Raw genomic sequence first — 26,855 nt, forward strand, 5'->3', positions numbered from 1 at the left:
CCCCGGCCGGGCCGCGACGGCTCGCGCACGCCCCTCTATACCGGCACCGGCGCCGGTTTTGGCTCACCCTGTGTGTTCGGGCGGATCACCTGCGCGTTCACCGGCGCGACGGGAGGCGCGACCGGGGCGCGGCGGGGAAACACGACCGGGCGGGCCGGAAGTCGGCCCGCCCGGTGCGTACGGACGTGCGGCGGGGGCCGGGGAGGGGAGGGGGTCCGCCCCGGCCCCGCGCCTCAGCCCGCGATCGGGTTGCGCAGGCTGCCCACCAGCTGGAGCGCCGCCGACGGGTCCGCCAGATCCACCATCTGCTTGTTGTTGCGCAGCTGGAGGCGGTTGAGGCAGGACAGGGCGAACTCGGGGGCGAACATGTCGTACTGCTTGAACTTCTCCGCCAGCTCCGGCACCGACTCCTGGTAGGCCGTGACGCACTCGGCGACCACCGACCAGAAGTCCGCCTCGGCCAGGACGCCCTCGGAGGCGAGCGTGGCGTTCAGGAAGCGGAAGAAGCAGTCGAAGACGTCCGTGAAGACGGACAGCAGCTTCATGTCCTCCGGCACCTCGGCGCGCACGCGCTCGACGGCGGGCGGCAGCACCGCGTCCGGGTCCATGACCACGATCTCCTCGGCGATGTCCTTGAAGATCGCCCGCGAGACGCTGCCGTCCTCGGCGAGGACCAGGATCACGTTCTCGCCGTGCGGCATGAACGCCAGGTCGTACGCGTAGAAGGAGTGCAGCACCGGCAGCAGATAGGCGTCCAGGTAGCGCCGCAGCCACACCTTGGCGTCCAGCCCCGAGGCGGCGATCAGCGCGCCCGCGAAGGACGCCCCGGCCGAGTCGGTGTGGAGCAGGGAGGCCATCGTGGCGAGCCGCTCGCCGGGCGCCAGCGAGGGCACCGGGCTCTCCCGCCACAGCGCGGCCAGCATCTTGCGGTAGGGCGAGTAGCGGTCGGTGGCCCGCTCGTACTGGCGGTGGTGGTAGCCGATCGCCGCCCGCTCGCGGATGATCGAGAACCGGGCCGCCCGCAGGACGGAGTCCCGCTCGACGACGCCCGCCAGCCAGTCGTTGATGGCCGGGGTGGCCTCCATGTAGGCGGCCGAGAGGCCGCGCATGAAGCCCATGTTGAGGACGGAGAGCGCCGTCTTCACATAGTGCTTCGACGGGTCCGTGGTGTTGAAGAAGGTACGGATCGACTGCTGTGCGAGATAGGAGTCGTCGCCCGTGCCCAGCGGGACGAGCCGGTCCTGGGCGACCTCGGCGGCGAAGGTCACCGACAGCTTGTTCCACCACTGCCAGGGGTGGACCGGCAGCAGCCGGTAGTCCGCGAGGTCCAGGCCGCGGGCCGCGAGCGTGGCGGCGAAACGTTCCAGCGTCGCGGCGCCCAGCTCCGCCTCGATCAGCGTCTCGTAGTCGAGACCGGCGCCCGAGGTGAAGGTCGCCCGGTCGCGCCGCGCCGCCAGCCAGATCAGCCGGACCGGGGCGGCGGCCTCCGGCGCGTACGCCGCGTACTCGTGCACCCCGAAGCCGAGCCGCCCGTTGTTGGCCACGAAGCAGGGGTGGCCCTCGGTCATCCCCGTCTCGATCGCCTGGAAGCCGGCCCGCGCCAGCTCGGCGGCCGGGGTCTGCTCCTTGGTGAGCTTGTACGCGGTGCCCGAGAGCGTGGAGGAGATCTCCTCCAGATAGACCGGCAGGATCTCGTCGCTCAGCCCCAGCGCGGTGCGCAGGTCGAGGAAGAAGTCGAGCGCGTCCAGCGGCAGCGGGCCCTCGGCGCCGTGCCGGGACACCGACTCCGGGTCGATCTGCCAGTGGTCCAGCGCGTACAGCTCGGCGCTGAATCGGTACTCCACCGTGCCGTCGTCGCTGCGGACCCGGTAGCCGCCCCCGTCCAGCGGCTCGGGCGTCAGCAGCCGCTCGTGGGAGAACTCGGCGAGCGCCTTGCGGACCAGCAGCCGGCCCGCCCGCTCCCACAGCTCGGGGGTGAGGTGGGGGACGGCGACCTCGGGGGTGCCCAGGGTGTGCCCGGTGCTCATCGGGTGGCCTCCTCGAACGCGGCCCGGGTGCAGACGCTCAGCAGCGCCGTCTTCTCCGGCTTGGCTATCTCGCCGACGACCTCGAAGCCGACGGCGGCGTTGAGCGCGTGGACGGCCTTGTTGCCCACGTCGGGCTCCACGACCACCCGGCGGGTCGCCGGGTCCTCGAAGAGGTGCGCCATCACGGCGGTGATCACGGCCTTGGTGAAGCCGTGGATCGGCGTGTCGGTCGGCGCGACCAGGAAGTGCATGCCGACGTCGCCCGGCTCCGGCTCGTACAGCCCGACCAGCTCGCGGTGGGCCGGGTCGTACTTCTCCATCAGGAAGGCGGGCGTGCCGTCGTGCAGCCCGAGCAGGGCGTGGTGGTGCTCGTCGGCGGCGATCTCCATGTACGCCCGCTCGACGTCCTCCAGCCGGGCGTCCTGCATCATCCAGAACGCGGCCTTGGGGTGGGTCACCCAGCCCAGCAGCAGCTCGGCGTCCTTGAGGGGGTCGAGGGCGCGGACGGTGAAGGTGCCGGCCCCGGCGGTGGTGCTCATACGGCGAACTCCTGGAAGGCGATGGACTTCTCGACCGGGTAGTACTCGCGGCCGAGGAGCTCGCCGACGATGTACGCGTTGCGGTAGGCGCCCATGCCCAGGTCGGGCGAGGTGATCGAGTGGGTGTGCACGGCGGCGTTCTGGAGGAAGATCTCGCGGCCGGCGGTGTCGATGGCGTAGTTGCGCGCCACGTCGAAGCGGCCCCGGCCGTCGCGCTTGAGCCGGTCGGCGACGGGCGCCAGGAACTCCGGCTCGGCGTACTTGTAGCCGGTGGCCAGGACCAGGCCCTCGGTGGTGAGGGTGTAGTCCTTCTCCTGCTCCTCCTGGCGCAGGCCCAGGGTGTACGTGCCCGCGCCGCTGTCGTAACTGGCGGCGTTCAGAGAGGAGTTGGTGAGCAGGCGGGTGGCGACCGGGCCCTTGAGGCTCTTCTGGTACAGCAGGTCGAAGATCGCGTCGATGAGCTCCGAGTCGATGCCCTTGAACAGGCCCTTCTGCTGCGTCTCCAGGCGGTAGCGGGTGGCCTCGGGCAGCGCGTGGAAGTAGTCCACGTACTCCGGGGAGGTCATCTCCAGCGTCAGCTTGGTGTATTCGAGCGGGAAGAACCGCGCCGAGCGGGTGACCCAGTTCAGCCGGTAGCCGTGGACGTCGATCTCGCTCAGCAGGTCGTAGTAGATCTCCGCCGCGGACTGCCCGCTGCCCACCAGGGTGATCGACTCCTTCTTCTGGAGCGCCTCCTTGTGGTCCAGGTAGCGGGAGTTGTGCAGCAGGTCGCCGCCGAGGCCCCGGCACGGCTCGGGGACGAACGGCGGGGTGCCGGTGCCGAGCACCAGGCGCCGGGCGCGGAACGCGGAGCCGTCCTCGGTGCGCACGACGTACACGCCGTCCTCGTGCGTGACCGTCCGCACCGTCTGGTTGAAGCGGATCGAGGAGAGCTTGCCGGCCGCCCAGCGGCAGTAGTCGTTGTACTCGGTGCGCAGCGGGTAGAAGTTCTCGCGGATGTAGAACGAGTAGAGGCGGCCGGACTCCTTCAGGTAGTTGAGGAAGGAGTACGGCGAGGTCGGGTCGGCCAGGGTGACCAGGTCCGACATGAACGGGGTCTGGAGGTGCGCGCCCTCCAGGAACATCCCCGAGTGCCACTCGAAGTCCGGCTTGCTCTCCAGGAAGAGGCCGCTGAGCTCGTCGATCGGCTCGGTCAGACAGGCCAGCCCCAGGTTGAAGGGGCCGAGGCCGATCCCGATGAAGTCGTACGGCTCACGAGGCTGCGTGGACAAGGTTCTCTCCCAGGTACTGCTCGGCGTGGCCGGCTATCAGATCGAGGACGGCGGCGATGTCGCCGATGGTCGTCTCGGGGTTGAGCAGGGTGAATTTCAGGTACTGGCGCCCGCCGGTCTTGGTACCGGCGACGACCGCCTCGCCGGACGCGAACAGCGCCTTGCGGGCGTAGAGGTTGGCGCGGTCGATCTCGGCGGGGGAGACGACCGCGTCGGGGATGTAGCGGAAGACGAGGGTGGACAGGCTGGGCTCGACCACCACGTCGTAGCGCGCGTCGGAGGCGAGCAGCCGCCAGCCCTCGGCGGCCAGGTCGCACACCTCGTCGAAGAGCGAGCCGACGCCGTCGGCACCCATGGTGCGCAGGGTCATCCACAGCTTCAGGGCGTCGAAGCGGCGGGTGGTCTGGAGGGACTTGTCGACCTGGTTGGGGATGCGCTCCTCGGCGGCCCGGCGCGGGTTGAGGTAGTCCGCGTGGTAGGTGGCGTGCCGCAGCGTGGTGGCGTCCTTGACCACGATCGCGCTCGAACTCACCGGCTGGAAGAAGGACTTGTGGTAGTCCACGGTGACCGAGTCGGCGTTCTCGATGCCGTCCAGGAGGTGGCGGCGGGTCGGCGAGACGAGCAGCCCGCAGCCGTACGCGGCGTCCACGTGCATCCACGCGCCGTACTGGGCGCACAGCTCGGCGATCTCCGGCAGCGGGTCGATGGAGCCGAAGTCGGTGGTCCCGGCGGTGGCGACGACGGCCATCGGCACATTGCCCTCGGCGGCGCACCGCTCCAGGGCGCGGGCCAGCGCCACGGTCCGCATGCGCTTGTCGTGGTCGCAGGGGATGGACACCACGGCGTCCCGGCCCAGGCCGAGCAGCTGGGCGGACTTCTGGACGCTGAAGTGGCTGCACTCGGAGGAGAAGATCCGCAGCTTCGACAGGTCCTCGGTCTTGGCCTCCTCGCGGGCCAGCAGCAGCGCCTGGAGGTTGGACTGGCTGCCGCCGCTGGTGAACACCCCGTCGGCGCCCGGGCCGAAGCCGACCCGCCCGGCGGTCCAGTCGATCAGCCGGCGCTCGATGAGGGTGCCGCCCGCGCTCTGGTCCCAGGTGTCCAGGGAGGAGTTGACGGCGGAGAGGACCGCTTCGCCGAGCACGGCGGGGATGACGACCGGGCAGTTGAGGTGGCCCAGGTAGCGGGGGTGGTGGAAGTAGACGGCGTCGCGCAGGTACACGTCCTCCAGCTCGTCCAGGACGGCGGAGGAGTCGCCCAGCGGGCGGTCGAGGTCGATCCCGTCGATGAGGGGGGCGATGTCCTCGACGGCGGCTCCGGTGAACGGGCGGCGGGTCGCGGCGAGTTTCGACGCCACCCGCTCGACCCCTTCGGTCACGGAGCGCCGGTAGCTCTCCGCCGTCGTGTCATTGAGCAGGTGCGAACGCATGGGAAGTGTCCTCCCGGATCGGGGACTTCGTCGGGCCCTCCGGACAGAAGGAAGGGGGCGAGGACCGCGATCTCGAAGTAAGGTTAGCCTAACCTAAGTTCGATCTCAACGGTGCCTCGCCCCCGGGGCGTGCGGGACCCCGGCGTACGGGATCCGGCGGGCGCCGTCGGCACCTGGCGCGGGTACGGCGGGCCCATCGGGGCCCGCACGCGCCCGCGCGGCGGTGCTACGCGGCTTCCTCCTCGCGCAGCTGGTCCTCGGAGCGTCCCCGTCGCCAGTAGCCGACGAAAGTGACGTTCCTGCGGTCGATGTGACGCTCATTCACGAAGTGCCGCCGCAGCTCCCGCATGGTGGACGCCTCCCCGGCGATCCACACGTACGGGTCGATCCCCGGCAGCGCGGGCTCGGCGCGCACGGCGTCCAGGACGGAGGGCGCGCCCTCCTCCTTCACCAGCCAGGTGATCGTGGTGTCCGCCGCGCTCGGCAGCTCCGTCCGGTCGCCGCCGAACGGCACTTCGAGCCACACCCGCGCGGGGGTGCCCGCCGGGAGCCACTCCAGGATCGCGGAGACGGCGGGCAGCGCCGTCTCGTCGCCCCACAGGACGACCCCGTCCGTACCGGCCGGCGGGCGGAAGCGCACCGCCGTGTTGTCGGCGACCGCCGGACCGAGGACCGCCACACGGTCCCCGGGCGCGGCGCCCGCCGCCCAGCGGCAGGCCGGTCCGCCGTCCTCGTGGAGGGCGAAGTCGATGTCGACCTCGTCGGGGTCGCGCCGCTGCTCGCGCAGGGTGTACGAGCGCATCACGGCCCGCACGCCGTCGGGCAGCGCCCGGTAGTCGGCGAACCAGGACTCCGGGTTCTGGGTGAGCGGCAGCACCGGCGCGTCCTGGCCGGGGTGCGGCAGGAAGAGCGAGAGGCTCTGGTCCCGGCCGCCCCCCTCGAAGTACGCCAACTGCTCGCCGCCGAAGGTGATCCGGACGAGCGACGGGCCGAGCCGCCGGGTCCGTACCACGCTCAGATCGAAGAGACGGAAGGGGACGGTGGCGGTCTCGGCTGTCAGCGTCATGGTCAGGCAACCTTCTTCGCGGTCTCGATGGCCTTGGCGAGGGTTTCGAGGATCGGCGCGCACTTGGCGTACGAGTAGATCGGCTCGGTGGTGCGCGGGGTGATCTGGCCGGCCTTGACGGCGGGCAGGCCCGCCCAGGTCGGCTTGGACTTCAGGGCGTCGGGCTGCAGGGCCGTGGAGCGGTTGTCCATCATGATCACGTCGGCCTTGTACTTGCCGACGTTCTCCCAGCTGAGCTCCTCGAAGAAGCCCTGCGCGTTGACCTTCGGCTCGACGAACTTGACGCCGAGCTCCTGGAAGTAGGCGGTGTCGGCGGACATCTTGGGCGCCGAGACGTAGAACAGGTCGGCGCTGGCCGAGCCGATCATCACCGTCACGTTGGGGTTGGCCTTGGTCGCGGCCTTCAGCCGGGCGGCGGCCTTCTCGAAGCGGTCCTTGGCCTCGGTGACCTTGGCGGCCTTGACGTCGGCGCCGAGGGAGGCGGCGAGGTCGACCCGGCGCTGGAGGGCGGCCGGCATGCTCAGCTGGGCGGCCCACAGCGCGACGCTGGGCGCCAGCGTGAGGATCTTGGCCTTGCTGTTGTCCGGCACGTACCAGAGGGCGTCCTTCTCCCACATGTCCGTGACGAGCAGGTCCGGCGCGAGGGCGGCGTACTTCTCGACGTTGAACTCGCCCCAGACGTTGCCGAGGATCTCGACCTTGTTGACGTCGAGGTCGCCCGCCTGCACGTCCGGCTTGCCGTCCTTGGTCTTGGTCGGACCGAAGACGGCCTTGACCTCGACGCCGTAGTCGTGGAGGGCGGCGGCGGTGCCGGTGAATGCCACGACGGTCTTCGGGGTGGACTTCGCCTCGACCGTCTTGCCCCGGTCGTCCTTGAAGCTCCAGGGGCCGGAGTTCTCGGCAGCCTTCTGCGAGCCGCCCTTTTTCTTGTCGTCGCTGTCCCCGCAGGCGGCCAGTGCGGCACCGAGGCCGATGGCGCCGCCGGCGGCCAGCAGGCCGCGACGGGAGAGGTGGGACGCTCGGGACATGGGCATGACGGTCCGCTTTCGTACGTGCCGGGGTCGGCCTCTTGGCAGTTCCTGGGTAGGTTAGCCTAACCTCACAAGGATCTGTAAAGGGGTCGCCAAGTGCGGCTTGCGGGGCGGCGTACGGCCGCCCGGGCGCCGGGCGCCCGGCTCAACGCCGCAGCGGCGCGTAGGTGAAGCGGACCTTGTGGGACGCCGTGGGCTCGTAGAGCTGACCGCAGACGGTGCAGTGCCAGTGCCAGTGGTCGGCGGCGCCGGGGGCGGTGGTCGAGGTGTCCTTCCACAACGGGGGACGGTTCGGACAGCCGGGACAGACGGGAGGGATCACCCTCCCCAGAGTGCAACGCCGCCCCCACCCCGACCCCCCGCACACAACAGAGCCACCCCATCGAGCGAAACGACGGCCCCGAGGGACCGCGGGGGTTTGGGCGCGCGGGGAACGGCGCGAGCAACCGACCACGGTCCGCGGGCGACAGCGGGTTTGGGGCGCGCGGGGAACGGCGCGAGCAACCGACCACGGTCTGCGGGCGACAGCGGGATTGAGGGGCGCGGGGAACGGCGCGACAAGCTCCCACCGCCCCGCAGACGAACTCCGGGCCAATCAGGGCCGCGAGCAACCGCCCCGCAGACGACCCCCGCGCCCCGGGAGGGGCCACTCAGGCGGGGAGCCCCAACTCCCGGGCAATCAGCATCCGCTGCACCTCACTGGTCCCCTCCCCAATCTCCAAAATCTTGGAGTCCCGCCACATCCGGGCCACCGGATACTCGTTCATGAACCCGTACCCGCCATGGACCTGCGTGGCGTCCCGCGCGTTGTCCACCGCCACCGTCGACGAGTACAGCTTCGCCAGCGCCGCCTCCTTCTTGAAGGACTCGCCCCGCACCAGCCGGGACGCCGCGTCGCGCCAGCCCACACGGGCCATGTGCGCCCGCATCTCCATGTCGGCGATCTTGAACTGGATCGCCTGGTTGTCCCCGATGGGGCGGCCGAAGGCGTGCCGCTCCCGGGCGTACTTCACCGACTCGTCCACACAGCCCTGGGCCAGCCCCGTGGCCAGCGCCGAGATGGCGATGCGGCCCTCGTCCAGGATGCGCAGGAACTGCGCGTAGCCCCGCCCCTCCTCGCCCAGCAGATGGGCGGCGGGCACGCGCACGTCCGCGAAGTGCAGCTCGCGGGTGTCCGACGCGTTCCACCCCACCTTCGAGTACGGCGCGGCCACCGTGAAGCCCGGGGTGCCGGACGGAACGATGATGGAGGAGATCAGCGGGCGCCCGTCGGGCTTGCGGCCGGTGACGGCGGTGACGGTCACCAGACCCGTGATGTCCGTGCCGGAGTTGGTGATGAAGCACTTGGTGCCGTTGATCACCCACTCGTCGCCGTCGCGCACCGCCGTCGTGCGGGTGCCGCCCGCGTCCGAGCCGCAGTCCGGCTCGGTCAGGCCGAACGCGCCGAGCAGCTCGCCCGCGCACAGCTTCGGCAGCCACTCCCGCTTCTGCTCCTCGGTGCCGAACCGGAACACCGGCATCGCGCCGAGCGAGACGCCCGCCTCCAGGGTGATGGCGACGGAGGAGTCGACCCGCGCCAGCTCCTCCAGGGCGATGCCGAGGGCGAGGTAGTCGCCGCCCATGCCCCCGTACTCCTCGGGGAAGGGCAGCCCGAACAGGCCCATGCGGCCCATCTCGCGGACGATCTCGTACGGGAACTCGTGGCGCTCGTAGAAGTCGCCGATCTTGGGGGCGACGACGTCGTGGGCGAACTCCTCGACCGTACGGCGGAGTTCTTCGTGCTCGTCTGAGAGCCGGTGGTCAAGGGACATGGGGGGTCACTCCTGGTGGGAGTCGGGGGAGAGGGCGCGGACGGTGCGGGACGGGCTCGGCCGTCCCAGCCGCTCGGCGAGCCACACGCTGGTGGCGGTGAGCCTGCCGAGGTCGACCCCGGTGTCGATGCCGAGGCCCTGGAGCATCCACACGAGGTCTTCGGTGGCGAGGTTCCCGGTGGCGGACTTGGCGTACGGGCAGCCGCCCAGCCCGCCCGCCGAGGCGTCGACCGTGGTCACGCCGTGCTGGAGCGCGGCGAAGGTGTTGGCGAGCGCCTGGCCGTACGTGTCGTGGAAGTGCACGCCGATCGCGGAGGTCGGCACGCCCTCCTCGTTCAGCGCGGCGAGCAGGGCCTGGACGTGGGCCGGGGTGGCGACGCCGATCGTGTCCCCGAGGCTCAGCTCGTCGCAGCCCAGGTCCATCAGGGACTTGGCGACCCGGACGACCTGGTGGACGGGGACGGCGCCCTCCCAGGGGTCGCCGAAGCACATCGACAGATAGCCCCGCACGTGCACCCGCCGCTCCTTGGCGCGGGCCACGACCGGCGCGAACATCTGGAGCGACTCGTCCACCGTGCGGTTCAGATTGGCCTTGGCGAAGGACTCCGTGGCGCTGGCGAAGACCGCGATCCGGTCGGCGCCGAGCGCCAGCGCCCGGTCCAGGCCGCGCTCGTTGGGGACCAGGACCGGCAGCGCCACGCCCTCGACGTCGCGCACCAGGGGGAACAGCTGCTCGGCGTCGGCGAGTTGGGGCACCCACTTGGGGTGGACGAAGCTGGTGGCCTCGACGGTGGTCAGGCCCGCGCCGGCGAGGCGGTGGATGAACTCCGCCTTCACCTCGGTCGGGACGACCGCCTTCTCGTTCTGCAGACCGTCGCGGGCCCCCACCTCGTGGATCCGCACCGAGGCGGGCAGGCCCTGTCCGGGTACGACCATGGGCAGTGTCACCGGTCCTCCTCCTTCGCGTCCGGCGCGCTCTCCCGGGGGGTCACCACGGCCAGGACCTGGTCCATGGCCACGGTCGAGCCGGGGGAGACGTCCAGCTCGGTGACGGTGCCGGCGTGCGGGGCGGAGATGACGTGCTCCATCTTCATCGCCTCCACCACCAGCAGGCTCTGGCCCGCGTCCACCTCGTCGCCGACCGCCACCTTGACGACGGTGACGGTGCCGGGCATCGGGGCGGCCAGGGTGTCGGCGCCCCCGCGCGCGGTGCCGGTGAGGCTCGCCGCGACGGGGTCGTGGTCCAGCACGTGCCAGCTGTCGCCGTCCCGGCCCAGCCAGGTGCCCTCCGGGGAGGGGGCGGTGGTGAAGGTGTGGGTGACGCCGTCGAGCTCCACGGTGACGGCGCCGGGGGCGACCCGGCCGGTCGCGCCGCCCCGCACCGCGTGCGTGACGGGTTCGAGTCCGGGGACGCGGAACGGGAAGGCCAGGGGCGCCGGTTCGCCGCCCAGGCGCCAGCCGCTCGGCACGTCGAACGGGTCCAGCCAGCCGCCCGTGGCCGCCGGGCGCAACGCCTCCTGGCGCACCAGCGCCGCCGCCGCGTACACCTCCTCGGGCACCCCGTCCGGCACCAGGCCGTCGGCCTCGCGCTCCACCAGGCCCGTGTCGAGGTCGCCCGCGACCACGTCAGGGTGGGCCAGCAGCCGCCGCAGGAACCCGGCGTTGGTGGGCACGCCCAGGGTGACCGTGCCGGCGAGCGCGGCGCGCAGCCGGCGCAGCGCGGTGGCGCGGTCCGGTCCGTACGCGATGACCTTGGAGAGCATCGGGTCGTAGAGGCTGCCGACCTCGGTGCCCTCGCTCAGGCCCGAGTCGGTGCGCACGCCGTCGCCCTGCGGCTCGCGCAGCGACAGGACGGTGCCGCCCGAGGGCAGGAAGCCGCGTGCGGGGTCCTCGGCGCAGATCCGGGCCTCCACGGCGTGGCCCGTGAGGGTGATGCCGTCCTGCCCGAACGGCAGCGGCTCGCCGGAGGCCACCCGCACCTGCCACTCCACCAGGTCCAGGCCGGTGATGAGCTCGGTGACCGGGTGCTCCACCTGGAGGCGGGTGTTCATCTCCATGAAGTAGTACGAGGACGGGTCGCTGCCCGGGACGATGAACTCCACCGTGCCCGCGCCCGCGTAGCCGCAGGAGCGGGCCGCCTGGACCGCCGCCTCGCCCATCGCGGCCCGGGTCTCCTCGTCCAGCAGGACCGAGGGGGCCTCCTCGATGATCTTCTGGTGGCGGCGCTGGAGGGAGCACTCGCGCTCGCCCAGGTGCACCACGTTGCCGTGGCCGTCGGCGAGGACCTGGATCTCGATGTGGCGCGGCCGGTCGATCCACCGCTCCACCAAGAGGGTGTCGTCACCGAAGGAGGCGCGGGCCTCGCGGCGGGCGGCGGCGATCTCGTCGGCGAGCGCCGTCTCCTCGCGCACCAGGCGCATGCCCTTGCCGCCGCCGCCCGCGCTGGGCTTCAGCAGCACCGGCATCCCGATCTCGCGGGCCGCGTCGGCCAGTTGGGCGTCGGTCAGGCCGCTGCCCGAGGAGCCGGGCACCACCGGGACGCCGGCCGCCCGCACGGTCTCCTTGGCCCGGATCTTGTCGCCCATCAGGGAGATCGCGTCCGCCGGGGGGCCGATGAAGACCAGGCCCGCCCCGGCGCACGCGCGCGCGAACGCCGCGTTCTCGGCGAGGAAGCCGTAGCCCGGGTGGACGGCCTGGGCGCCGCTCTTCGCGGCGGCCTCCAGCAGCCGCTCGATGGAGAGGTAGCTCTCGGACGCCGCCGCCGGGCCGATCCGCACGGCCGTGTCGGCCTCGCGCACATGGCGGGCGTCCGCGTCGGCGTCGCTGAACACCGCCACCGAGCGGACCCCGAGGGCGCGCAGGGTGCGCATCACGCGGACCGCGATCTCGCCGCGGTTGGCGACGAGGACTGTGTCGAACATCGTCATGGTCCGCCTCACATCCGGAAGACGCCGAAGCCGGGCGCCGAGAGGTCCCGCTGGGGGAGGGGGGCGTTGGCACACGCGGTCAGGGCCAGCCCGAGGACCTGACGGGTCTCCAGCGGGTCGATCACCCCGTCGTCCCAGAGGCGGGCCGTCGCGTAGTAGGCGTTGCCCTGCTGCTCGTACTGGGCGCGGACGGGGTCCTTGAAGGACTCCTCCTCCTCGCCGGACCAGACCTCGCCGCGCGCCTCCAGCTGGTCGCGCTTGACGGTGGCGAGCACCGAGGCGGCCTGCTCGCCGCCCATCACCGAGATCTTGGCGTTGGGCCACATCCACAGGAAGCGCGGCGAGTAGGCCCGGCCGCACATCGAGTAGTTTCCCGCCCCGTACGACCCGCCGACCACGACCGTCAGCTTGGGGACGCGGGTGCAGGCGACGGCCGTGACCATCTTGGCGCCGTGCTTGGCGATGCCGCCCGCCTCGTAGTCCTTGCCGACCATGAAGCCCGAGATGTTCTGCAGGAACACCAGCGGGATGCCGCGCTGGTCGCACAGCTCGATGAAGTGGGCGCCCTTCTGGGCGGATTCGGCGAACAGGATGCCGTTGTTGGCGACGATCCCGACCGGGTGGCCGTGGATCCGGGCGAAGCCGGTGATCAGCGTCTGCCCGAACTCGGCCTTGAACTCCTGGAAGCGGGAGCCGTCCACCACGCGCGCGATGACCTCGCGCACGTCGTAGGGCGTGCGCGAGTCGACCGGGACCGCCCCGTACAGCCCGAGGGGGTCGACCGCGGGCTCCTCGGCGGGCTCCACGCTCCAGGGCAGCTGCCCGCGCGCGGGCAGCGTCGCCACGATGTTGCGCACGATCCGCAGCGCGTGCGCGTCGTCCTCGGCGAGGTGGTCGGTGACGCCGGAGACCCGCGAGTGCACCTCGCCGCCGCCGAGCTCCTCCGCGGTGACGACCTCGCCGGTGGCGGCCTTCACCAGCGGCGGGCCGCCCAGGAAGATCGTGCCCTGGTTGCGGACGATCACGGCCTCGTCGCTCATCGCCGGGACGTAGGCCCCGCCCGCCGTGCAGGAGCCGAGGACGGCCGCGATCTGCGGGATCCCGGCGCCCGACATCCGGGCCTGGTTGTAGAAGATCCGGCCGAAGTGCTCGCGGTCGGGGAAGACCTCGTCCTGCATCGGCAGGAAGGCGCCGCCGGAGTCGACCAGGTAGAGGCAGGGCAGCCGGTTCTCCAGCGCCACCTCCTGGGCGCGCAGGTGCTTCTTGACGGTCATCGGGTAGTACGTGCCGCCCTTGACGGTGGCGTCGTTGGCCACGATCACGCACTCGCGCCCGCTGACCCGCCCGATCCCGGCGATCACTCCGGCGGCCGGTGCCTGGTCCCCGTACATCCCGTCGGCCGCGAGCGGGGCCAGCTCCAGGAACGGCGAGCCGGGGTCGAGCAGGGCGTCCACCCGGTCGCGCGGGAGCAGCTTGCCGCGCGAGACATGGCGCTCGCGGGCCCGCTCGCCGCCGCCGAGCCGGGCCGCGGCCAGTCTGGCGCGCAGCTCGTCGCCGAGGGCGCGGTGGGCCTTCTCGTTGGCCCGCCACGCCTCGGAGGCGGGATCAGCCGCGCTCCCAAGGACCGGTGCCTGCTGCATCGTGTCGAGCCCCCTTGCCCGTACAGCCGAAGTCTTGCGGTCGTGAGGTTAATGACCGTTAACTCTTTTCCTTCAGGTTAACGAGCGCTAACCGCGTTGTCTAGAATGAATTCCCATGAGCACCCGGACCGATGCCCCCACCCGACGCGAGCAGATCCTGCGCGAGGCCGCGCGGCTCTTCGCCGAGCGCGGGTTCCACGGAGTGGGCGTGGACGAGATAGGCGCGGCGGTCGGCATCAGCGGCCCCGGCCTCTACCGCCACTTCGCCGGCAAGGACGCGATGCTGGCGGAGCTGCTGGTGGGGATCAGCGGGCGGCTGTACGACGGCGGGCGCAAGCGGGTCGCCGAGGCGGCGGGCGGCCCGGAGGCGCTGCTGCGCGCGCTCATCGACGGCCACATCGACTTCGCCCTCGACGACCGGGCGCTGATCACCCTGCACGACCGCGAGCTCGACCGGCTGCGCGACAGCGACCGCAAGCTCGTGCGCCAGCTCCAGCGGCAGTACGTGGAGCTGTGGGTCGCGGTCGTCCGCGAGCTCTACCCCGACGGCTCCGAGGCGGAGGCCCGCGCGGCCGTCCACGCGGTCTTCGGCCTGCTCAACTCCACCCCCCACCTGGGTTCGTACGGGGCGGGGCTGCCCGGTCGGGCGGCGACGGAGGAGCTGCTGCGGCGCCTCGCGCACGGCGCGTTCGCCGCGCTGGCGGGCTGAGGCCCGCCGCACGGGCCGCCGGCGCCGGGGGCCCGTCCACTGCGCGGACGGCGGCCCTGTCCGCGCGGCCCCGGGGCAGAATGGGCCCCATGCCGATACCCAGCCGTGCCGCCCTCGTCGACCACCTCGTCCGCACCCGTATCGCCGGTGACGTCGCGACGCCCCGCGACAACAACCTCTCGCACTACCGCAAGCTGGCCAACGGCGACCGCCACTACTGGCTGGGCCTGGAGCTGGGGGAGCGCTGGAGCGACGAGCAGGACGTCCTCGCGGTGATGGCCGAGCGCTGCGGGGTCGTCGACGACCCGGGGCACCGCGCCGGGCAGGACACCATCGACCCCGAGCTGACCGTCGACGCCCTGGAGCGGATGGCCGCGCGGCTGCGCAAGGCCGTGGCGGGGCGGGAGCGGGTGCTGTTCGCCACCGGCCACCCGGGCGCGCTCATCGACGTGCACAGCCGGACGGCCGCGGCGCTGCGGGCCGCCGGGTGCGAGATCGTGCGGATCCCGGACGGCGTGCTGGCGGACGACGGCTGTGTGGTGCAGTTCGCGGACGTCGCGCTGTACGAGCGCGGCGCGTCCCTGTGGCACACGCACTCGCCCGCGCCGATGGCCGCGGTCCTGGACGCGCTGGAGCGGGCCGGGCGGGCGCTGCCGGACCTGGTCGTCGCGGACCACGGCTGGGCGGGGTGCGCGGCCCAGCGCGGTCTCGACGCGGTGGGGTACGCGGACTGCAACGACCCCGCGCTCTTCCTCGCGGAGGCGGAGGGCACGCTCCAGGTGGCCGTCCCGATGGACGACCACGTGGTCGATCCCCGGTTCTACGAGCCGATGACGCAGTACCTGCTGGGCGCGGCCGAGCTGGTCTGACTCAGTCGGCCCGCGGCACCCGCACCACGCCCTCCTGGATGACCGTCACCGCGAGGCGGCCGTCCTGGGTGTGGATGCGGGCCTGGCCGAGGCCGCGGCCCGCGGAGGCCGAGGGGGACTCCTGGTCGTACAGGAGCCATTCGTCGGCCCGGAAGGGGCGGTGGAACCACATCGCGTGGTCCAGGGAGGCGCCGACCACGTCGCCGACCGCCCAGCCGCCCCGGCCGTGCGCCAGCAGCACCGAGTCCAGCAGCGTCATGTCGGAGACGTAGGTGGCGAGCACCACGTGCAGCAGCGGGTCGTCCGCGAGCTTGCCGTTGGTGCGGAACCAGACCTGGGAGCGGGGCTCGCGCGGGGTGCCCACGCTGGCCCACGGCGGCGCGTCGGCGTACCGCAGGTCGACCGCGGCCCGGGCCTCGATCAGCCGCCGGGCGATGTCCGCGGGCAGGTGGCGCGGCAGCATCTCGGCGGCCGTCGGCAGCGACTCCGGGTCGGGCGCGGACGGCATGTCCGCCTGGTGCTCCAGGCCCTCCTCGTACGTCTGGAAGGACGCCGAGAGGTGGAAGATCGGCTTGCCGTGCTGGATCGCCACCACCCTGCGGGTGGTGAAGGAGCGGCCGTCGCGGATGCGGTCGACCATGTAGACGATCGGCGCGCCCGGGTCGCCGGGGCGCAGGAAGTACGCGTGCAGGGAGTGCGGCGGCCGGTCCGGCGGGACGGTGCGGCCCGCGGCGACCAGCGCCTGGGCCGCCACCTGGCCGCCGAACACCCGGGGCACCAGCGCGGAACGCGAGCTGCCCCGGAAGCAGTCCCGCTCGATCCGCTCCAGGTCGAGCAGATCGAGCAGGGCGTCGAGGGCCTGGGTCACAGACCCATGTCCTTGGCGATGATCGACTTCATGATCTCGCTGGTGCCGCCGTAGATCCGGTTGACGCGGTTGTCCGCGTACAGCCGGGCGATCGGGTACTCGTTCATGAAGCCGTAGCCGCCGTGGAGCTGGAGGCAGCGGTCGATGACGCGGTGGGCGACCTCGGTGCAGAACAGCTTGGCGCTGGCGGCCTCGGCGGGGGTGAGCTCACCGGCGTCCAGGGCCTCCAGGGCGCGGTCGGCGACGGCCTCGGCGGCGTCCACCTCGGCCTGGCAGGCGGCCAGTTCGAACTTGGTGTTCTGGAAGGAGGCGACCGGCTTGCCGAAGACGGTGCGGTCCTGCACGTACTGCTTGGCGAACCGGACGGCGGCCTTGGCCTGCGCGTAGGCGCCGAAGGCGATGCCCCAGCGCTCGGAGGCGAGGTTGTGGCCGAGGTAGGAGAAGCCCTTGTTCTCCTCGCCCAGCAGGTCCTCGACCGGGACCTTCACGTCGACGAACGCCAGCTCGGCGGTGTCGGAGGTGCGCAGGCCGAGCTTGTCGAGCTTGCGGCCGACCGAGTAGCCCTCGGCCTTGGTGTCCACGGCGAACAGCGAGATGCCGTGGCGGCGGTCCTCGGCGGTGGGCGCGGCGGTGCGGGCGCACACGATCACGCGGTCGGCGTGGACGCCGCCGGTGATGAAGGTCTTGGCGCCGTTGAGGACGTAGTGGGTGCCGTCCTCGGAGAGCCTGGCGGTGGTCTTCATGCCCGCGAGGTCGGAGCCGGTGCCCGGCTCGGTCATCGCCAGCGCCCACATCTCCTCGCCGGAGACGAACTTGGGCAGGAAGCGCTTCTTCTGCTCGTCCGAGGCGAGCATCTTGATGTACGGCAGGCCGAGCAGCACGTGCACGCCGGAGCCGCCGAACTGGACGCCCGCGCGGGCCGTCTCCTCGTACATGACGGCTTCGAACTTGTACGAGTCGATGCCCGCGCCGCCGAACTCCTCGTCCACGCGGATGCCGAAGACGCCCAGCTCGGCGAGCTTGTAGTAGAAGTCGCGCGGCGCCTGGCCGGCGGCGAACCACTCGTCGTAGACGGGGACGACCTCGGCCTCGATGAAGGCCCGGATGGTCTCCCGGAACGCCTCGTGGTCCTCGTTGAATACGGTGCGGCGCACGGACGCTCTCCTTTGACGACGGCTGCGGCTTGGCTAAGCGCTTGCTCAGAGATTGAACAATGAAGTTACCCGGCGGTCACTCACGCTGTCCAGAGTGAGCCTCAGCACGTCCGCCCGCACTCCCGAGCGCCAGCCACAGCTCGGTGCGGACGTCCATGTCGTCCAGATCGGCGTCGAGCAGCGCGGCGCAGCGGGCGATGCGCTGGCGGACGGTGTTGCGGTGCACGCCGAGCGCCACCGCCGTCCGGTCCCAGCTGCCGTGCAGCGACAGCCAGCAGCGCAGGGTGGCGGGCAGCGGCCCGGCCAGCGGCGCCAGCAGGGCGCGGGCGTGGGCCGCGGCCTCGGCCGGGTCCAGCAGCGCGGCGAACCCGCCGGGCCGGTGGCGCACCAGGGCCGAACGGGTGGCCTCGGCCCGGCGCAGGGCGCGGGCCGCCTGCGCGTCGGCGGCGGCCAGCTCGCCCGGCGGCACGGGGGCGCTGACGCCCAGCGTCCAGCCCGGCCGCGGACCGACCGGCTGCCCGCCGGGCACGAGCACGCGCGCGTGGCCGCCGTCCGCGTCCACCAGCGGGCCGCCCAGGTCGGCCGGGTCGCCCTCGCCGCGCGCGTGCACCACGGTCCAGGGCGCCCCGCCCAGCAGCGGCGCCACCTCGGCGGGATCCGCCCCGAGCAGCAGCCGCACCAGCGCGGCGGAGCGGGCGCCCTGTCCCGCGCCCGGCCGCTCGGCGGTGAGCAGCGACAGCAGGACGGACGCGGCCCCGGCGATGGTGTGGTCGCCCGGCTCGCGCCGCTCGGTGACCACGGCGAGCGCCAGGCCGCGCGCCCCGGCCAGCGCGTACGCGGCGAGCTGGGCGCCGCCCGAGGTGTCGCTGGCCGAGGCCGGGGGAGCGGCGCCGGTCCGGCCCGGCTCCGGACCGGGCGAGACCACCGCCGCCAGGTGCCGCAGGGCCTCTCGCTGCGGCGCGGACGGCTCGGGCCCGGCCGAGCCCGCCACCGCCCCCCGCCCGTCGAGCAGCCCCGCCCAGCCGCCCAGCCGGGCCGCCAGCTGCCCCAGCACGGCCGGGAGCGGGTCGGGGCGGGCGGCGGCCGAGGCGAGCGCCTGCTGGGCCCGGGAGACCCGGCGCAGCTCGTGGTGGCGGGCCTCGGTCAGCAGCTCCCACACGGCGCGGGCGACCGCCGTGAACGTGGTCGGCGGCGGCACCTCCACCAGCGGCAGCCCGTGCTCCTCGCAGGCGGCCACCAGCTCCGCGGGGACCGTGTCGTACACCGGCGCGATCCCGAAGCCCAGCGCCGCCGCCCCCGCCTCGGCGACCCGGGCCGCGTACCGCCCGGGGTCGGTGAGCTGCACGCCCGCCGTCAGCAGCAGCTCGCCGCCGAGCAGATACGGGTACGGGTCGGCCATCTCCGAGGCGTGCACCCCGTGCACCTCGGCCGGCACCGGGCCCGCGATGTGCCGCAGGCCCAGGTCCGCGCGGGCCAGCAGCGCGGCGAGCGGGACGGCGGTGGTGGGCGGGGTGGCCGCGGGCTCGGCGGGCATGGGCGTTCCCTCCATCCGGGGGGCCTTGAGTGGAGGAAACGTACACTTCTGTGGGGGGACGCGGCCACCTAGGGTGGCCAGCGCGGGCCGCACCGGCCCGGAGGAACCGCGGGCCCCGGGCCCGTACGCAGGCCGATCACGAAGGGCACCCCGACATGAGCAGCAACGAAACGCCGCGCGGTCCGGTCGACTCGTCCCGCATCCCCCGCTACGCGGGCCCGGCGACCTTCGCCCGGCTGCCGCGCCTGGACGAGGTCGCCGCCGCCGACGTCGCCGTCGTCGGCGTCCCCTTCGACAGCGGCGTCTCCTACCGGCCCGGCGCCCGCTTCGGCGGCAACGCCATCCGCGAGGCGTCCCGGCTGCTGCGCCCGTACAACCCGGCGCAGGACGCCTCGCCCTTCGCGCTCGCCCAGGTCGCGGACGGCGGCGACATCGCGGTGAACCCGTTCAACATCAACGAGGCCGTGGACACCATCGAGGCCGCCGCCGACGACCTGCTCGGCACCGGCGCCCGGCTGATGACGCTCGGCGGCGACCACACCATCGCGCTGCCGCTGCTGCGCTCGGTCGCCAAGAAGCACGGCCCGGTCGCGCTGCTCCACTTCGACGCGCACCTGGACACCTGGGACACCTACTTCGGTGCCGAGTACACCCACGGCACCCCGTTCCGCCGCGCCGTCGAGGAGGGCATCCTCGACACCGAGGCGCTCTCCCACGTCGGCACCCGCGGCCCGCTCTACGGCAAGCAGGACCTCACCGACGACGAGAAGCTCGGCTTCGGCATCGTCACCTCGGCCGACGTCTACCGCCGCGGCGCCGACGAGGTCGCCGACCAGCTGCGCCAGCGCATCGGCGACCGCCCGCTCTACATCTCCATCGACATCGACTGCCTCGACCCGGCCCACGCGCCCGGCACCGGCACGCCGGAGGCGGGCGGCATGACCTCCCGCGAGCTCCTGGAGATCCTGCGCGGCCTCGCCTCCTGCAACCTGGTCTCGGCCGACGTCGTCGAGGTCGCCCCGGCGTACGATCACGCGGAGATCACCTCGGTCGCGGCCTCGCACACCGCGTACGAGCTGACCACGATCATGAGCCGCCAGATCGCGGCGGCGAAGGCGAAGTAGCACGCACGAAGGGCGCGTACAGCGTGACGCACGACCACGACCTGGTTCTCCGTCCCACCGAGGCCCAGACGGCCGCCGCACTGGCGCCGCCGCCGGGCCGCACGGGCGGGGACCTGGTCGTGGAGACCCTGCGCAGCCTCGGCGCCACCACCGTCTTCGGGCTGCCGGGCCAGCACGCGCTCGGGGTCTTCGACGCGGTGGGCCGCTCCGACCTGCGCCTGATCGGGCTGCGGGTGGAGAACAACGCGGGCTTCGCCGCCGACGCCTACGGGCGGATCACCGGCGAGGCGGCCCCGCTGCTGCTCTCGACCGGCCCCGGCGCGCTCACCTCGCTGGCCGCCCTCCAGGAGGCCGCCGCCGCCTCCGCCCCCGTCCTCGCCCTCTCCTCCCAGGTCCCGGCGGCGGGCCTGGGCGGCGGGCGGCACGGCCATCTGCACGAGCTGCGCGACCAGACGGCGTCCTTCCGCGACGTCGTGAAGTCGGTGCACCCCGCCCGCACCCAGTCCCAGATCCCGTCGGCGATCGCCGCCGCCTGGGAGTCCGCGCTGAGCGCTCCGCACGGCCCGGTCTGGGTGGAGATCCCCGAGGACGTGCTCCGCGCCGAGACGGTGATCCCGCAGGTCACGGGGGTGGACGCGACCCCGCACGAGCTGGCGCCGCGCCCCGAGCTCACCGCGGTGGCGGCCCACTGGCTGGAGCACGCCGCCCGCCCGGTGATCATCGCGGGCGGCGGTGTCGTACGGGCCGACGCCGCCGGCAAGCTCCGGCTGCTGGCCGAGCGGCTGAACGCGCCCGTCGTCACCACCTTCGGCGGCAAGGGCGCCTTCCCCTGGGAGCACCCGCTCTCCCTCCAGTCGTGGCTGGAGGACCGGCACATGACCGACTTCCTGGAGGACGCCGACGTCCTCCTCGTCGTCGGCTCGGGCCTGGGCGAGCTGTCCTCGAACTACCACACCTTCTTCCCCGGCGGCCGGGTGATCCAGATCGAGGCCGACCTCGGCAAGCTGGAGTCCAACCACGCCGCCCTCGGCATCCACGCGGACGCCCGGCTCGCCCTCCAGGCGCTCCTGGAGACGGTCGGGGAGCGCGAGGACCCGTACGCCCCGGCCCGGGTGGAGATGGTGCTCGCCGAGATCCAGGCGCGGCTGGCCGGGCAGGACCTGGACCTGGAACGGAACCTGCTGGCCTCGATCCGCTCGGCGCTGCCGCCCCGCTCCCCGTCCTTCTGGGACATGACGGTGCTGGGCTACTGGGCCTGGTCCGCCTTCGACGCCCGCCACCCCAACACCATGCACTCCGCCCAGGGCGCGGGCGGGCTCGGCTACGCCTTCCCCGCCGCCCTCGGCGCGGCCGTCGCCGAGCCCGGCACCCCGGTCCTCGCCGTCTCCGGCGACGGCGGCGCCATGTACTCGATCGCGGAGCTGGCCACCGCCCGCCAGCACGGCCTGGACGTCACCTGGCTGATCGTGGACGACGGCGGCTACGGCATCCTGCGCGAGTACATGACGGACGCCTTCGGCCGGGCCACCGGCACCGAGCTGGCCCGCCCGGACTTCGCCGCGCTGGCCGGGTCCTTCGGCGTACCGGCGGCGGCCACCACGCCCGAGACGCTGGCCGCCGACCTGAAGCAGGCGCTGGCCACCCCCGGCCCGTCGGTCCTGGTGCTGCCCGCCGTGCTGAGGATGTTCGCCCCGACCCATCTCTGACGCCCATGTCTGTCCCGTATGCGTCCGTTATCGGGCGTTAGGTGTCTGCCGGTGACAGACCTGTGACAGAGTCCGACTGCTTTACTGGGCAACTTTCCCGTCCTCGACGAGTCATCTCACCTGGGCGCGCCACGGGGGCGCGCCCGCCTCACGACTCACAGGGGACGGGGACGCTTTGCCCAGACACCTCCGCACCACCCGCACATCCCGCCGCGCCCGCCTCGGCGCACTCTCCGTGGCGGTCGCCGCGGGCGTGCTCGCGCCGGTGGCCGCGGGCGCCGCGCCGGCCTCCGCCGCGACGACGGTGACGTGCACCTCCGCCAAGTCCGGTCTCGCGGCCAAGCTGACCAAGGACATCACCGCCGCGCTCAAGGGCCGCTCGTCGCTGACGGCGGTGGCGCTGTACGACCGCTCCACCAACACCAAGTGCGAGCTGCGCGCCACCGACACCTTCGACTCCGCCAGCGTGGTCAAGGCCACCGTCCTGGCGACGCTGCTGTGGGACGCGGGCAAGCAGCACCGCACGCTCACCGCCAACGAGCGCGCCCTGGCCACCAAGATGATCACGGCGTCGGACAACGACTCCACGACCGCGCTGTGGAAGCAGCTCGGCACCGCCAAGGTGTCCGGCTTCCTCAAGGCCGCCGGGATGACCCAGACGACCCCGGGCGCCGACGGCTACTGGGGCCTGACCCGCATCACCGCGCGCGACCAGGCCAAGCTGCTCGCGCTGCTCACCTCCCGCAACTCGGTGCTGGGCGACGACGCCCGGGAGTACGAGCTGGGCCTGATGAACAGCGTCCGCTCCGACCAGCGCTGGGGCACCCCGGCGGGCGTCCAGGGCGGCACCACCGTGCACGTCAAGAACGGCTGGCTGCCGCGCGCCACGCACGGCTGGCGCGTGCACAGCATCGGCGCCTTCACCGACGGCGGCCACGACTACGGCATGGCGGTCCTCACCGAGGACAACGGCACCATGGACCAGGGCATCGGCACCATCGAGGCCGTCGCCCGGGCCGTCCACGCCGACCTCGGCCGTCCGTTCGAGGGCGGCAAGCCCTGGAACCCGCCGAAGCGGCCCCGGCCGCAGGTGGCCAGCGAGGCCGTCCCGCCGGTGCCCGAGGCCCCCGCGGGCCGCGACCTCGTCTCGGTGGTCCCGAGCCGCTGAGGCGCCCCGCCCCGCACCGGGGCGGCGCGAAACCCGCCGCCGGTCCCGCGACCGGCGGCGGGTTCCGCGTTCCCGATTGTTGCGGCGGGATGAAATCCGCCGGTGGCGGCGTTGGTGCGTTGCGGTGGACCGGACGGTCGGCCGGACCGACGGGAGGCAGCCAGTGGCGGCAGGGAAGAGCTGGGGGTCCCCCCGGACCACGTCCGGGGGAGGGTGGGCACGGCGGCTCACCGGCTACGCCTGGCGGTACCGGCGCGACGTCCTGCTGGCGCTCGGGTCGTCGCTCGGCGGCATGGCGGTGATGGCCCTGGTCCCGCTGGTCACCAAGGTGATCATCGACGATGTGATCGGGGACCACACCCGGTCGCTCGCGCTATGGACGGGCCTGCTCATAGCCGCGGCGGTCGTCGTCTACGTACTGACGTACGTCCGCCGCTACTACGGCGGCCGGCTGGCCCTCGACGTCCAGCACGACCTGCGCACCGAGATGTACGCGACGATCACCCGGCTCGACGGGCGGCGCCAGGACGAGCTCTCCACCGGCCAGGTCGTCGGCCGCGCCACCAGCGACCTCCAGCTCATCCAGGGCCTGCTCTTCATGTTGCCGATGACCATCGGCAACATCCTGCTCTTCCTGATCTCCCTGGCGATCATGGCCTGGCTCTCGCCGCTGCTGACGCTGGTGGCCCTCGCCGTGGCGCCCGCGCTCTGGTTCATCGCCAAGCGCAGCCGCCACCGGCTCTTCCCCGCCACCTGGTACGCCCAGGGCCAGGCGGCGGCCGTCGCCGGAGTCGTCGACGGCGCCGTCTCCGGCGTCCGCGTGGTCAAGGGCTTCGGCCAGGAGGAGCAGGAGACCGGCAAGCTCCGCGAGGTGGGCCGCAGGCTCTTCGCGGGCCGGCTGCGCACCATCAAGCTGAACTCCCGCTACACCCCGGCCCTCCAGGCCGTCCCCGCGCTCGGCCAGGTCGCCATGCTGGCGCTCGGCGGCTGGCTGGCGACCCGGGGCGAGATCACCCTCGGCACGTTCGTCGCCTTCTCCACCTATCTGGCGCAGCTCGTCGGGCCGGTGCGGATGCTGGCCATGGTGCTGACCGTGGGCCAGCAGGCCCGCGCGGGCGTCGAGCGCGTCCTGGAGCTCATCGACACCGAGCCCTCCATCGAGGACGGCACCAAGGTGCTGCCCGCCGACGCCCCGGCCACCGTCGAATTCGACGACGTGCGCTTCTCCTACGAGGACGGGCGCCCGGTCCTGGACGGCTTCTCGCTGGAGATCCGGCCCGGCGAGACCGTCGCCGTCGTCGGCGCCTCCGGCTCCGGCAAGTCCACCGTCTCCCTGCTGCTGCCGCGCTTCTACGACGTCACCCACGGCGCGGTCCTGGTCGGCGGCCACGACGTGCGCGAGCTGACGACGGCCTCGCTGCGCGCCGCCATCGGCCTGGTGCCCGAGGACAGCTTCCTCTTCTCCGACACCGTGCGCGCCAACATCGCCTACGGGAAGCCGGACGCCACCCAGGAGGAGATCGAGGCCGCCGCCGCCACCGCGCAGGCGCACGGCTTCATCGCCGCCCTGCCGGACGGCTACGACACCACCGTCGGCGAACACGGCCTCACCCTCTCCGGCGGCCAGCGCCAGCGCATCGCCCTGGCCCGCGCGATCCTCACCGACCCGCGCCTGCTCGTCCTGGACGACGCCACCTCGGCGGTCGACGCGCGCGTGGAGCACGAGATCCACGAGGCGCTCGCCTCGGTGATGGCCGGGCGCACCACCCTGCTCATCGCGCACCGCCGCTCCACCCTCAACCTCGCCGACCGCATCGCCGTCCTCGACGAGGGCCGGCTCGCCGCGATCGGCACCCACGCCGAGCTCCAGCGCGACTCGGCGCTCTACCGCCGGCTGCTGACCGACCCCGACGAGCTGGGCGCGGTCTCGCCCGGCCACGTCCTGCCCACGGGCGGGGTCGAGGACCACAGCGTCCGCGAGGAGCTCGACGCCGAGTTCGACGCCGAGCGCGGCATCACGCCTCCGCTGTGGATCCGCGAGGACAAGCCCGTCTCCGCCGCCCCCGGCGGCATGCCCGCGACCCCCGAACTCCTCGCCCAGGTCGAGGCGCTGCCCCCGGCCACCGACACCCCGGGCATCGACGAGGCCAGGGCCGTGCGGCCGGAGAGCTCCTACGGGCTGCGGCGGCTGCTGCGCGGCTTCGGCCGTCCGCTCGCCGTCAGCCTCGCGCTCGTCGCGGTCGACGCGGGCATGTCGCTGCTGCTGCCGGTGCTGATCCGGCACGGCATCGACCAGGGCGTCAGCAAGCTGGCGCTGGGCGCGGTGTGGGCGGCGGCGGGCCTGGCCCTGGTGACCGTGCTGATCCAGTGGGCGGCGCAGTTCGGCGAGACCCGGATGACCGGGCGCACCGGCGAACGCGTCCTCTACAGCCTCCGGCTGAAGATCTTCGCCCAGCTCCAGCGGCTCGGCCTCGACTACTACGAGCGCGAGCTGACCGGCCGGATCATGACCCGGATGACCACGGACGTGGACGCGCTGGCGACGTTCCTGCAGACCGGCCTGGTCACCGCGTTCGTCGCCGTCGTCACCTTCTTCGGCATCATGCTCGCGCTGCTCGTCATCGACCTCCAGCTGGCCCTGGTCGTCTTCGTCACCCTGCCGCCGCTGATCATCGGCACGTACTTCTTCCGCAAGCAGAGCGTGAAGGCGTACGAGCTGGCCCGCGAGCGGGTCGCCGGGGTCAACGCCGACCTCCAGGAGTCGGTGAGCGGGCTGCGGATCGTGCAGGCGTTCGGGCGCGAGCGGGACGGCGGCGAGCGGTTCGCCGCCCGCAGCGCCGAGTACCGCGCGGCCCGCATCCGCGGCCAGTGGCTGATCTCGGTCTACTTCCCGTTCGTCCAGCTCCTGTCGTCGGTCGCGGCGGCCTCGGTGCTGATCGTGGGCGCCCACCGGGTCGACGCGGGCACCCTCACCACCGGCGCGCTGGTGGCCTACCTCCTCTACATCGACCTGTTCTTCGCCCCCGTGCAGCAGCTCTCGCAGGTCTTCGACGGCTACCAGCAGGCGGCCGTCTCGCTCAAGCGGATCCAGGAGCTGCTGCGCGAGCCGGCCTCCACGGCGGCGGCCGAGCAGCCGCGGGACGTCCGCTCGCTGCGCGGCGAGATCGCCTTCGAGGACGTGGACTTCGCGTACGGCGACGAGGAGGAGGCGCTCTCCGGGGTGGCCCTGCGGATACCCGCCGGGCAGACCGTGGCGTTCGTCGGCGAGACCGGCGCGGGCAAGTCCACGCTGGTCAAGCTGGTGGCCCGGTTCTACGACCCGACCGGCGGGCGGGTCACCGTCGACGGCACCGACCTGCGCGCCCTGGACCTGACCGCCTACCGCCACCGGCTGGGCGTGGTGCCGCAGGAGGCGTACCTGTTCGCCGGGACCGTGCGGGACGCCATCGCCTACGGGCGGCCCGACGCCACCGACGCCGAGGTGGAGGCGGCGGCCCGCGCGGTCGGCGCCCACGACATGATCGCCACGCTCGACGGCGGCTATCTGCACGAGGTCGCCGAGCGCGGGCGCAACCTGTCGGCGGGCCAGCGCCAGCTGATCGCGCTCGCCCGCGCCGAGCTCGTCGACCCGGACGTGCTGCTCCTGGACGAGGCGACGGCCGCCCTGGACCTGGCCACCGAGGCCCAGGTCAACCAGGCCACCGAACGGCTCACCGGCCGCCGCACCACGCTGGTCGTGGCGCACCGGCTGACCACGGCCGCCCGCGCGGACCGGGTCGTGGTGATGGACCACGGCCGGGTCGTCGAGGACGGCACCCACGACGAGCTGCTGGCGGCGGACGGCCGGTACGCGACGCTGTGGCGCACCTTCATCGGGGAGGACGAGCCCGCGGCGGTCTGACGCGTCCCGCGCGGGCCGGTCCGCCGGGCCGCGCAACCGGGGGTGGCCCCGCCGCGTCCGTACACACAGACGCTCATGTGACGG

20 protein-coding genes are annotated in these 26,855 nt (G+C 73.0%); 6 read left to right on the plus strand and 14 right to left on the minus strand.

The window, feature by feature from the left end; all coding sequences use genetic code 11:
* Positions 1–233: 233 nt before the first annotated feature.
* The 11 genes from AB5J87_RS22540 to AB5J87_RS22590 all read right to left on the minus strand — a co-directional run bounded on the left by AB5J87_RS22540 (position 234) and on the right by AB5J87_RS22590 (position 13,738).
* Entirely contained in the window at positions 234–2,027 is a 1,794-nt protein-coding gene (locus AB5J87_RS22540; RefSeq protein ID WP_369378770.1) for an IucA/IucC family siderophore biosynthesis protein, read from the minus strand.
* Positions 2,024–2,566, minus strand: coding sequence for a GNAT family N-acetyltransferase (locus tag AB5J87_RS22545; protein ID WP_369378772.1), 543 nt, complete (start codon positions 2,564–2,566; stop codon positions 2,024–2,026). Before AB5J87_RS22545 ends, AB5J87_RS22540 begins: the two co-directional genes overlap by 4 nt.
* Positions 2,563–3,837, minus strand: coding sequence for a lysine N(6)-hydroxylase/L-ornithine N(5)-oxygenase family protein (locus tag AB5J87_RS22550; RefSeq protein ID WP_369378774.1), 1,275 nt, complete (start codon positions 3,835–3,837; stop codon positions 2,563–2,565). The genes AB5J87_RS22545 and AB5J87_RS22550 overlap by 4 nt, the downstream gene beginning before the upstream one ends.
* Positions 3,818–5,263, minus strand: a complete 1,446-nt coding sequence (locus AB5J87_RS22555) for an aspartate aminotransferase family protein (protein ID WP_369378776.1) — start codon at positions 5,261–5,263, stop codon at positions 3,818–3,820. The genes AB5J87_RS22550 and AB5J87_RS22555 overlap by 20 nt, the downstream gene beginning before the upstream one ends.
* Positions 5,264–5,489: 226 nt before the next feature.
* Positions 5,490–6,329: a siderophore-interacting protein gene (locus tag AB5J87_RS22560; protein WP_369378778.1), complete on the minus strand. Its 840-nt coding sequence runs from the start codon at positions 6,327–6,329 to the stop codon at positions 5,490–5,492.
* 2 nt (positions 6,330–6,331) lie between these two features.
* Complete coding sequence (locus AB5J87_RS22565; RefSeq protein ID WP_369378780.1) at positions 6,332–7,363, minus strand: ABC transporter substrate-binding protein; 1,032 nt, start codon at positions 7,361–7,363, stop codon at positions 6,332–6,334.
* A gap of 142 nt (positions 7,364–7,505) precedes the next feature.
* A complete protein-coding gene (locus tag AB5J87_RS22570; protein ID WP_369378782.1) occupies positions 7,506–7,640 on the minus strand; it encodes a hypothetical protein in 135 nt (44 codons plus the stop codon).
* 370 nt (positions 7,641–8,010) lie between these two features.
* Positions 8,011–9,171, minus strand: a complete 1,161-nt coding sequence (locus AB5J87_RS22575; RefSeq protein WP_369378784.1) for an acyl-CoA dehydrogenase family protein — start codon at positions 9,169–9,171, stop codon at positions 8,011–8,013.
* 6 nt (positions 9,172–9,177) lie between these two features.
* Positions 9,178–10,107, minus strand: coding sequence for a hydroxymethylglutaryl-CoA lyase (locus AB5J87_RS22580; protein WP_369383628.1), 930 nt, complete (start codon positions 10,105–10,107; stop codon positions 9,178–9,180).
* Between the two features lie 8 nt (positions 10,108–10,115).
* Entirely contained in the window at positions 10,116–12,092 is a 1,977-nt protein-coding gene (locus AB5J87_RS22585; protein WP_369383629.1) for a biotin carboxylase N-terminal domain-containing protein, read from the minus strand.
* 14 nt (positions 12,093–12,106) lie between these two features.
* Positions 12,107–13,738 (minus strand): carboxyl transferase domain-containing protein, encoded by a 1,632-nt coding sequence (locus AB5J87_RS22590; RefSeq protein ID WP_369378787.1) that lies wholly within the window; start codon positions 13,736–13,738, stop codon positions 12,107–12,109.
* 115 nt (positions 13,739–13,853) lie between these two features.
* Here AB5J87_RS22590 and AB5J87_RS22595 point away from each other — a divergent pair, with 115 nt between their 5' ends.
* A complete protein-coding gene (locus AB5J87_RS22595) occupies positions 13,854–14,447 on the plus strand; it encodes a TetR/AcrR family transcriptional regulator (protein ID WP_369378789.1) in 594 nt (197 codons plus the stop codon).
* Between the two features lie 89 nt (positions 14,448–14,536).
* Positions 14,537–15,316, plus strand: coding sequence for a phosphatase (locus AB5J87_RS22600; protein ID WP_369378791.1), 780 nt, complete (start codon positions 14,537–14,539; stop codon positions 15,314–15,316).
* A 1-nt stretch (position 15,317) separates the two neighbouring features.
* Here the strand turns inward: AB5J87_RS22600 and AB5J87_RS22605 are convergent, their stop codons facing one another.
* The 3 genes from AB5J87_RS22605 to AB5J87_RS22615 form a co-directional block, all read right to left on the minus strand.
* Positions 15,318–16,184 (minus strand): acyl-CoA thioesterase, encoded by an 867-nt coding sequence (locus AB5J87_RS22605; RefSeq protein ID WP_369378793.1) that lies wholly within the window; start codon positions 16,182–16,184, stop codon positions 15,318–15,320.
* Entirely contained in the window at positions 16,181–17,338 is a 1,158-nt protein-coding gene (locus tag AB5J87_RS22610; RefSeq protein ID WP_369378796.1) for an acyl-CoA dehydrogenase family protein, read from the minus strand. The genes AB5J87_RS22605 and AB5J87_RS22610 overlap by 4 nt, the downstream gene beginning before the upstream one ends.
* 76 nt (positions 17,339–17,414) lie before the next feature.
* Positions 17,415–18,872: a PucR family transcriptional regulator ligand-binding domain-containing protein gene (locus AB5J87_RS22615; RefSeq protein ID WP_369378798.1), complete on the minus strand. Its 1,458-nt coding sequence runs from the start codon at positions 18,870–18,872 to the stop codon at positions 17,415–17,417.
* A gap of 155 nt (positions 18,873–19,027) precedes the next feature.
* On the opposite strand from AB5J87_RS22615, the gene speB reads away from it, so the two are divergent.
* From speB to AB5J87_RS22635, 4 genes are all read left to right on the plus strand, one after another.
* A complete protein-coding gene (speB, locus tag AB5J87_RS22620; RefSeq protein ID WP_369378800.1) occupies positions 19,028–19,996 on the plus strand; it encodes an agmatinase in 969 nt (322 codons plus the stop codon).
* A gap of 23 nt (positions 19,997–20,019) precedes the next feature.
* The gene (locus AB5J87_RS22625) at positions 20,020–21,702 is read left to right on the plus strand and encodes a thiamine pyrophosphate-binding protein (protein WP_369378802.1); all 1,683 of its coding nucleotides are present in this window, start codon (positions 20,020–20,022) and stop codon (positions 21,700–21,702) included.
* A 253-nt stretch (positions 21,703–21,955) separates the two neighbouring features.
* Positions 21,956–22,870 carry a serine hydrolase gene (locus AB5J87_RS22630; protein ID WP_369383630.1) on the plus strand — a complete coding sequence of 305 codons (915 nt, stop codon included), beginning with the start codon at positions 21,956–21,958 and terminating at the stop codon, positions 22,868–22,870.
* A gap of 163 nt (positions 22,871–23,033) precedes the next feature.
* Entirely contained in the window at positions 23,034–26,771 is a 3,738-nt protein-coding gene (locus AB5J87_RS22635; protein ID WP_369378804.1) for an ABC transporter ATP-binding protein, read from the plus strand.
* Positions 26,772–26,855 lie beyond the last annotated feature (84 nt).

It is taken from the genome of Streptomyces sp. cg36 (assembly GCF_041080675.1).
Lineage (GTDB): Bacteria > Actinomycetota > Actinomycetes > Streptomycetales > Streptomycetaceae > Streptomyces.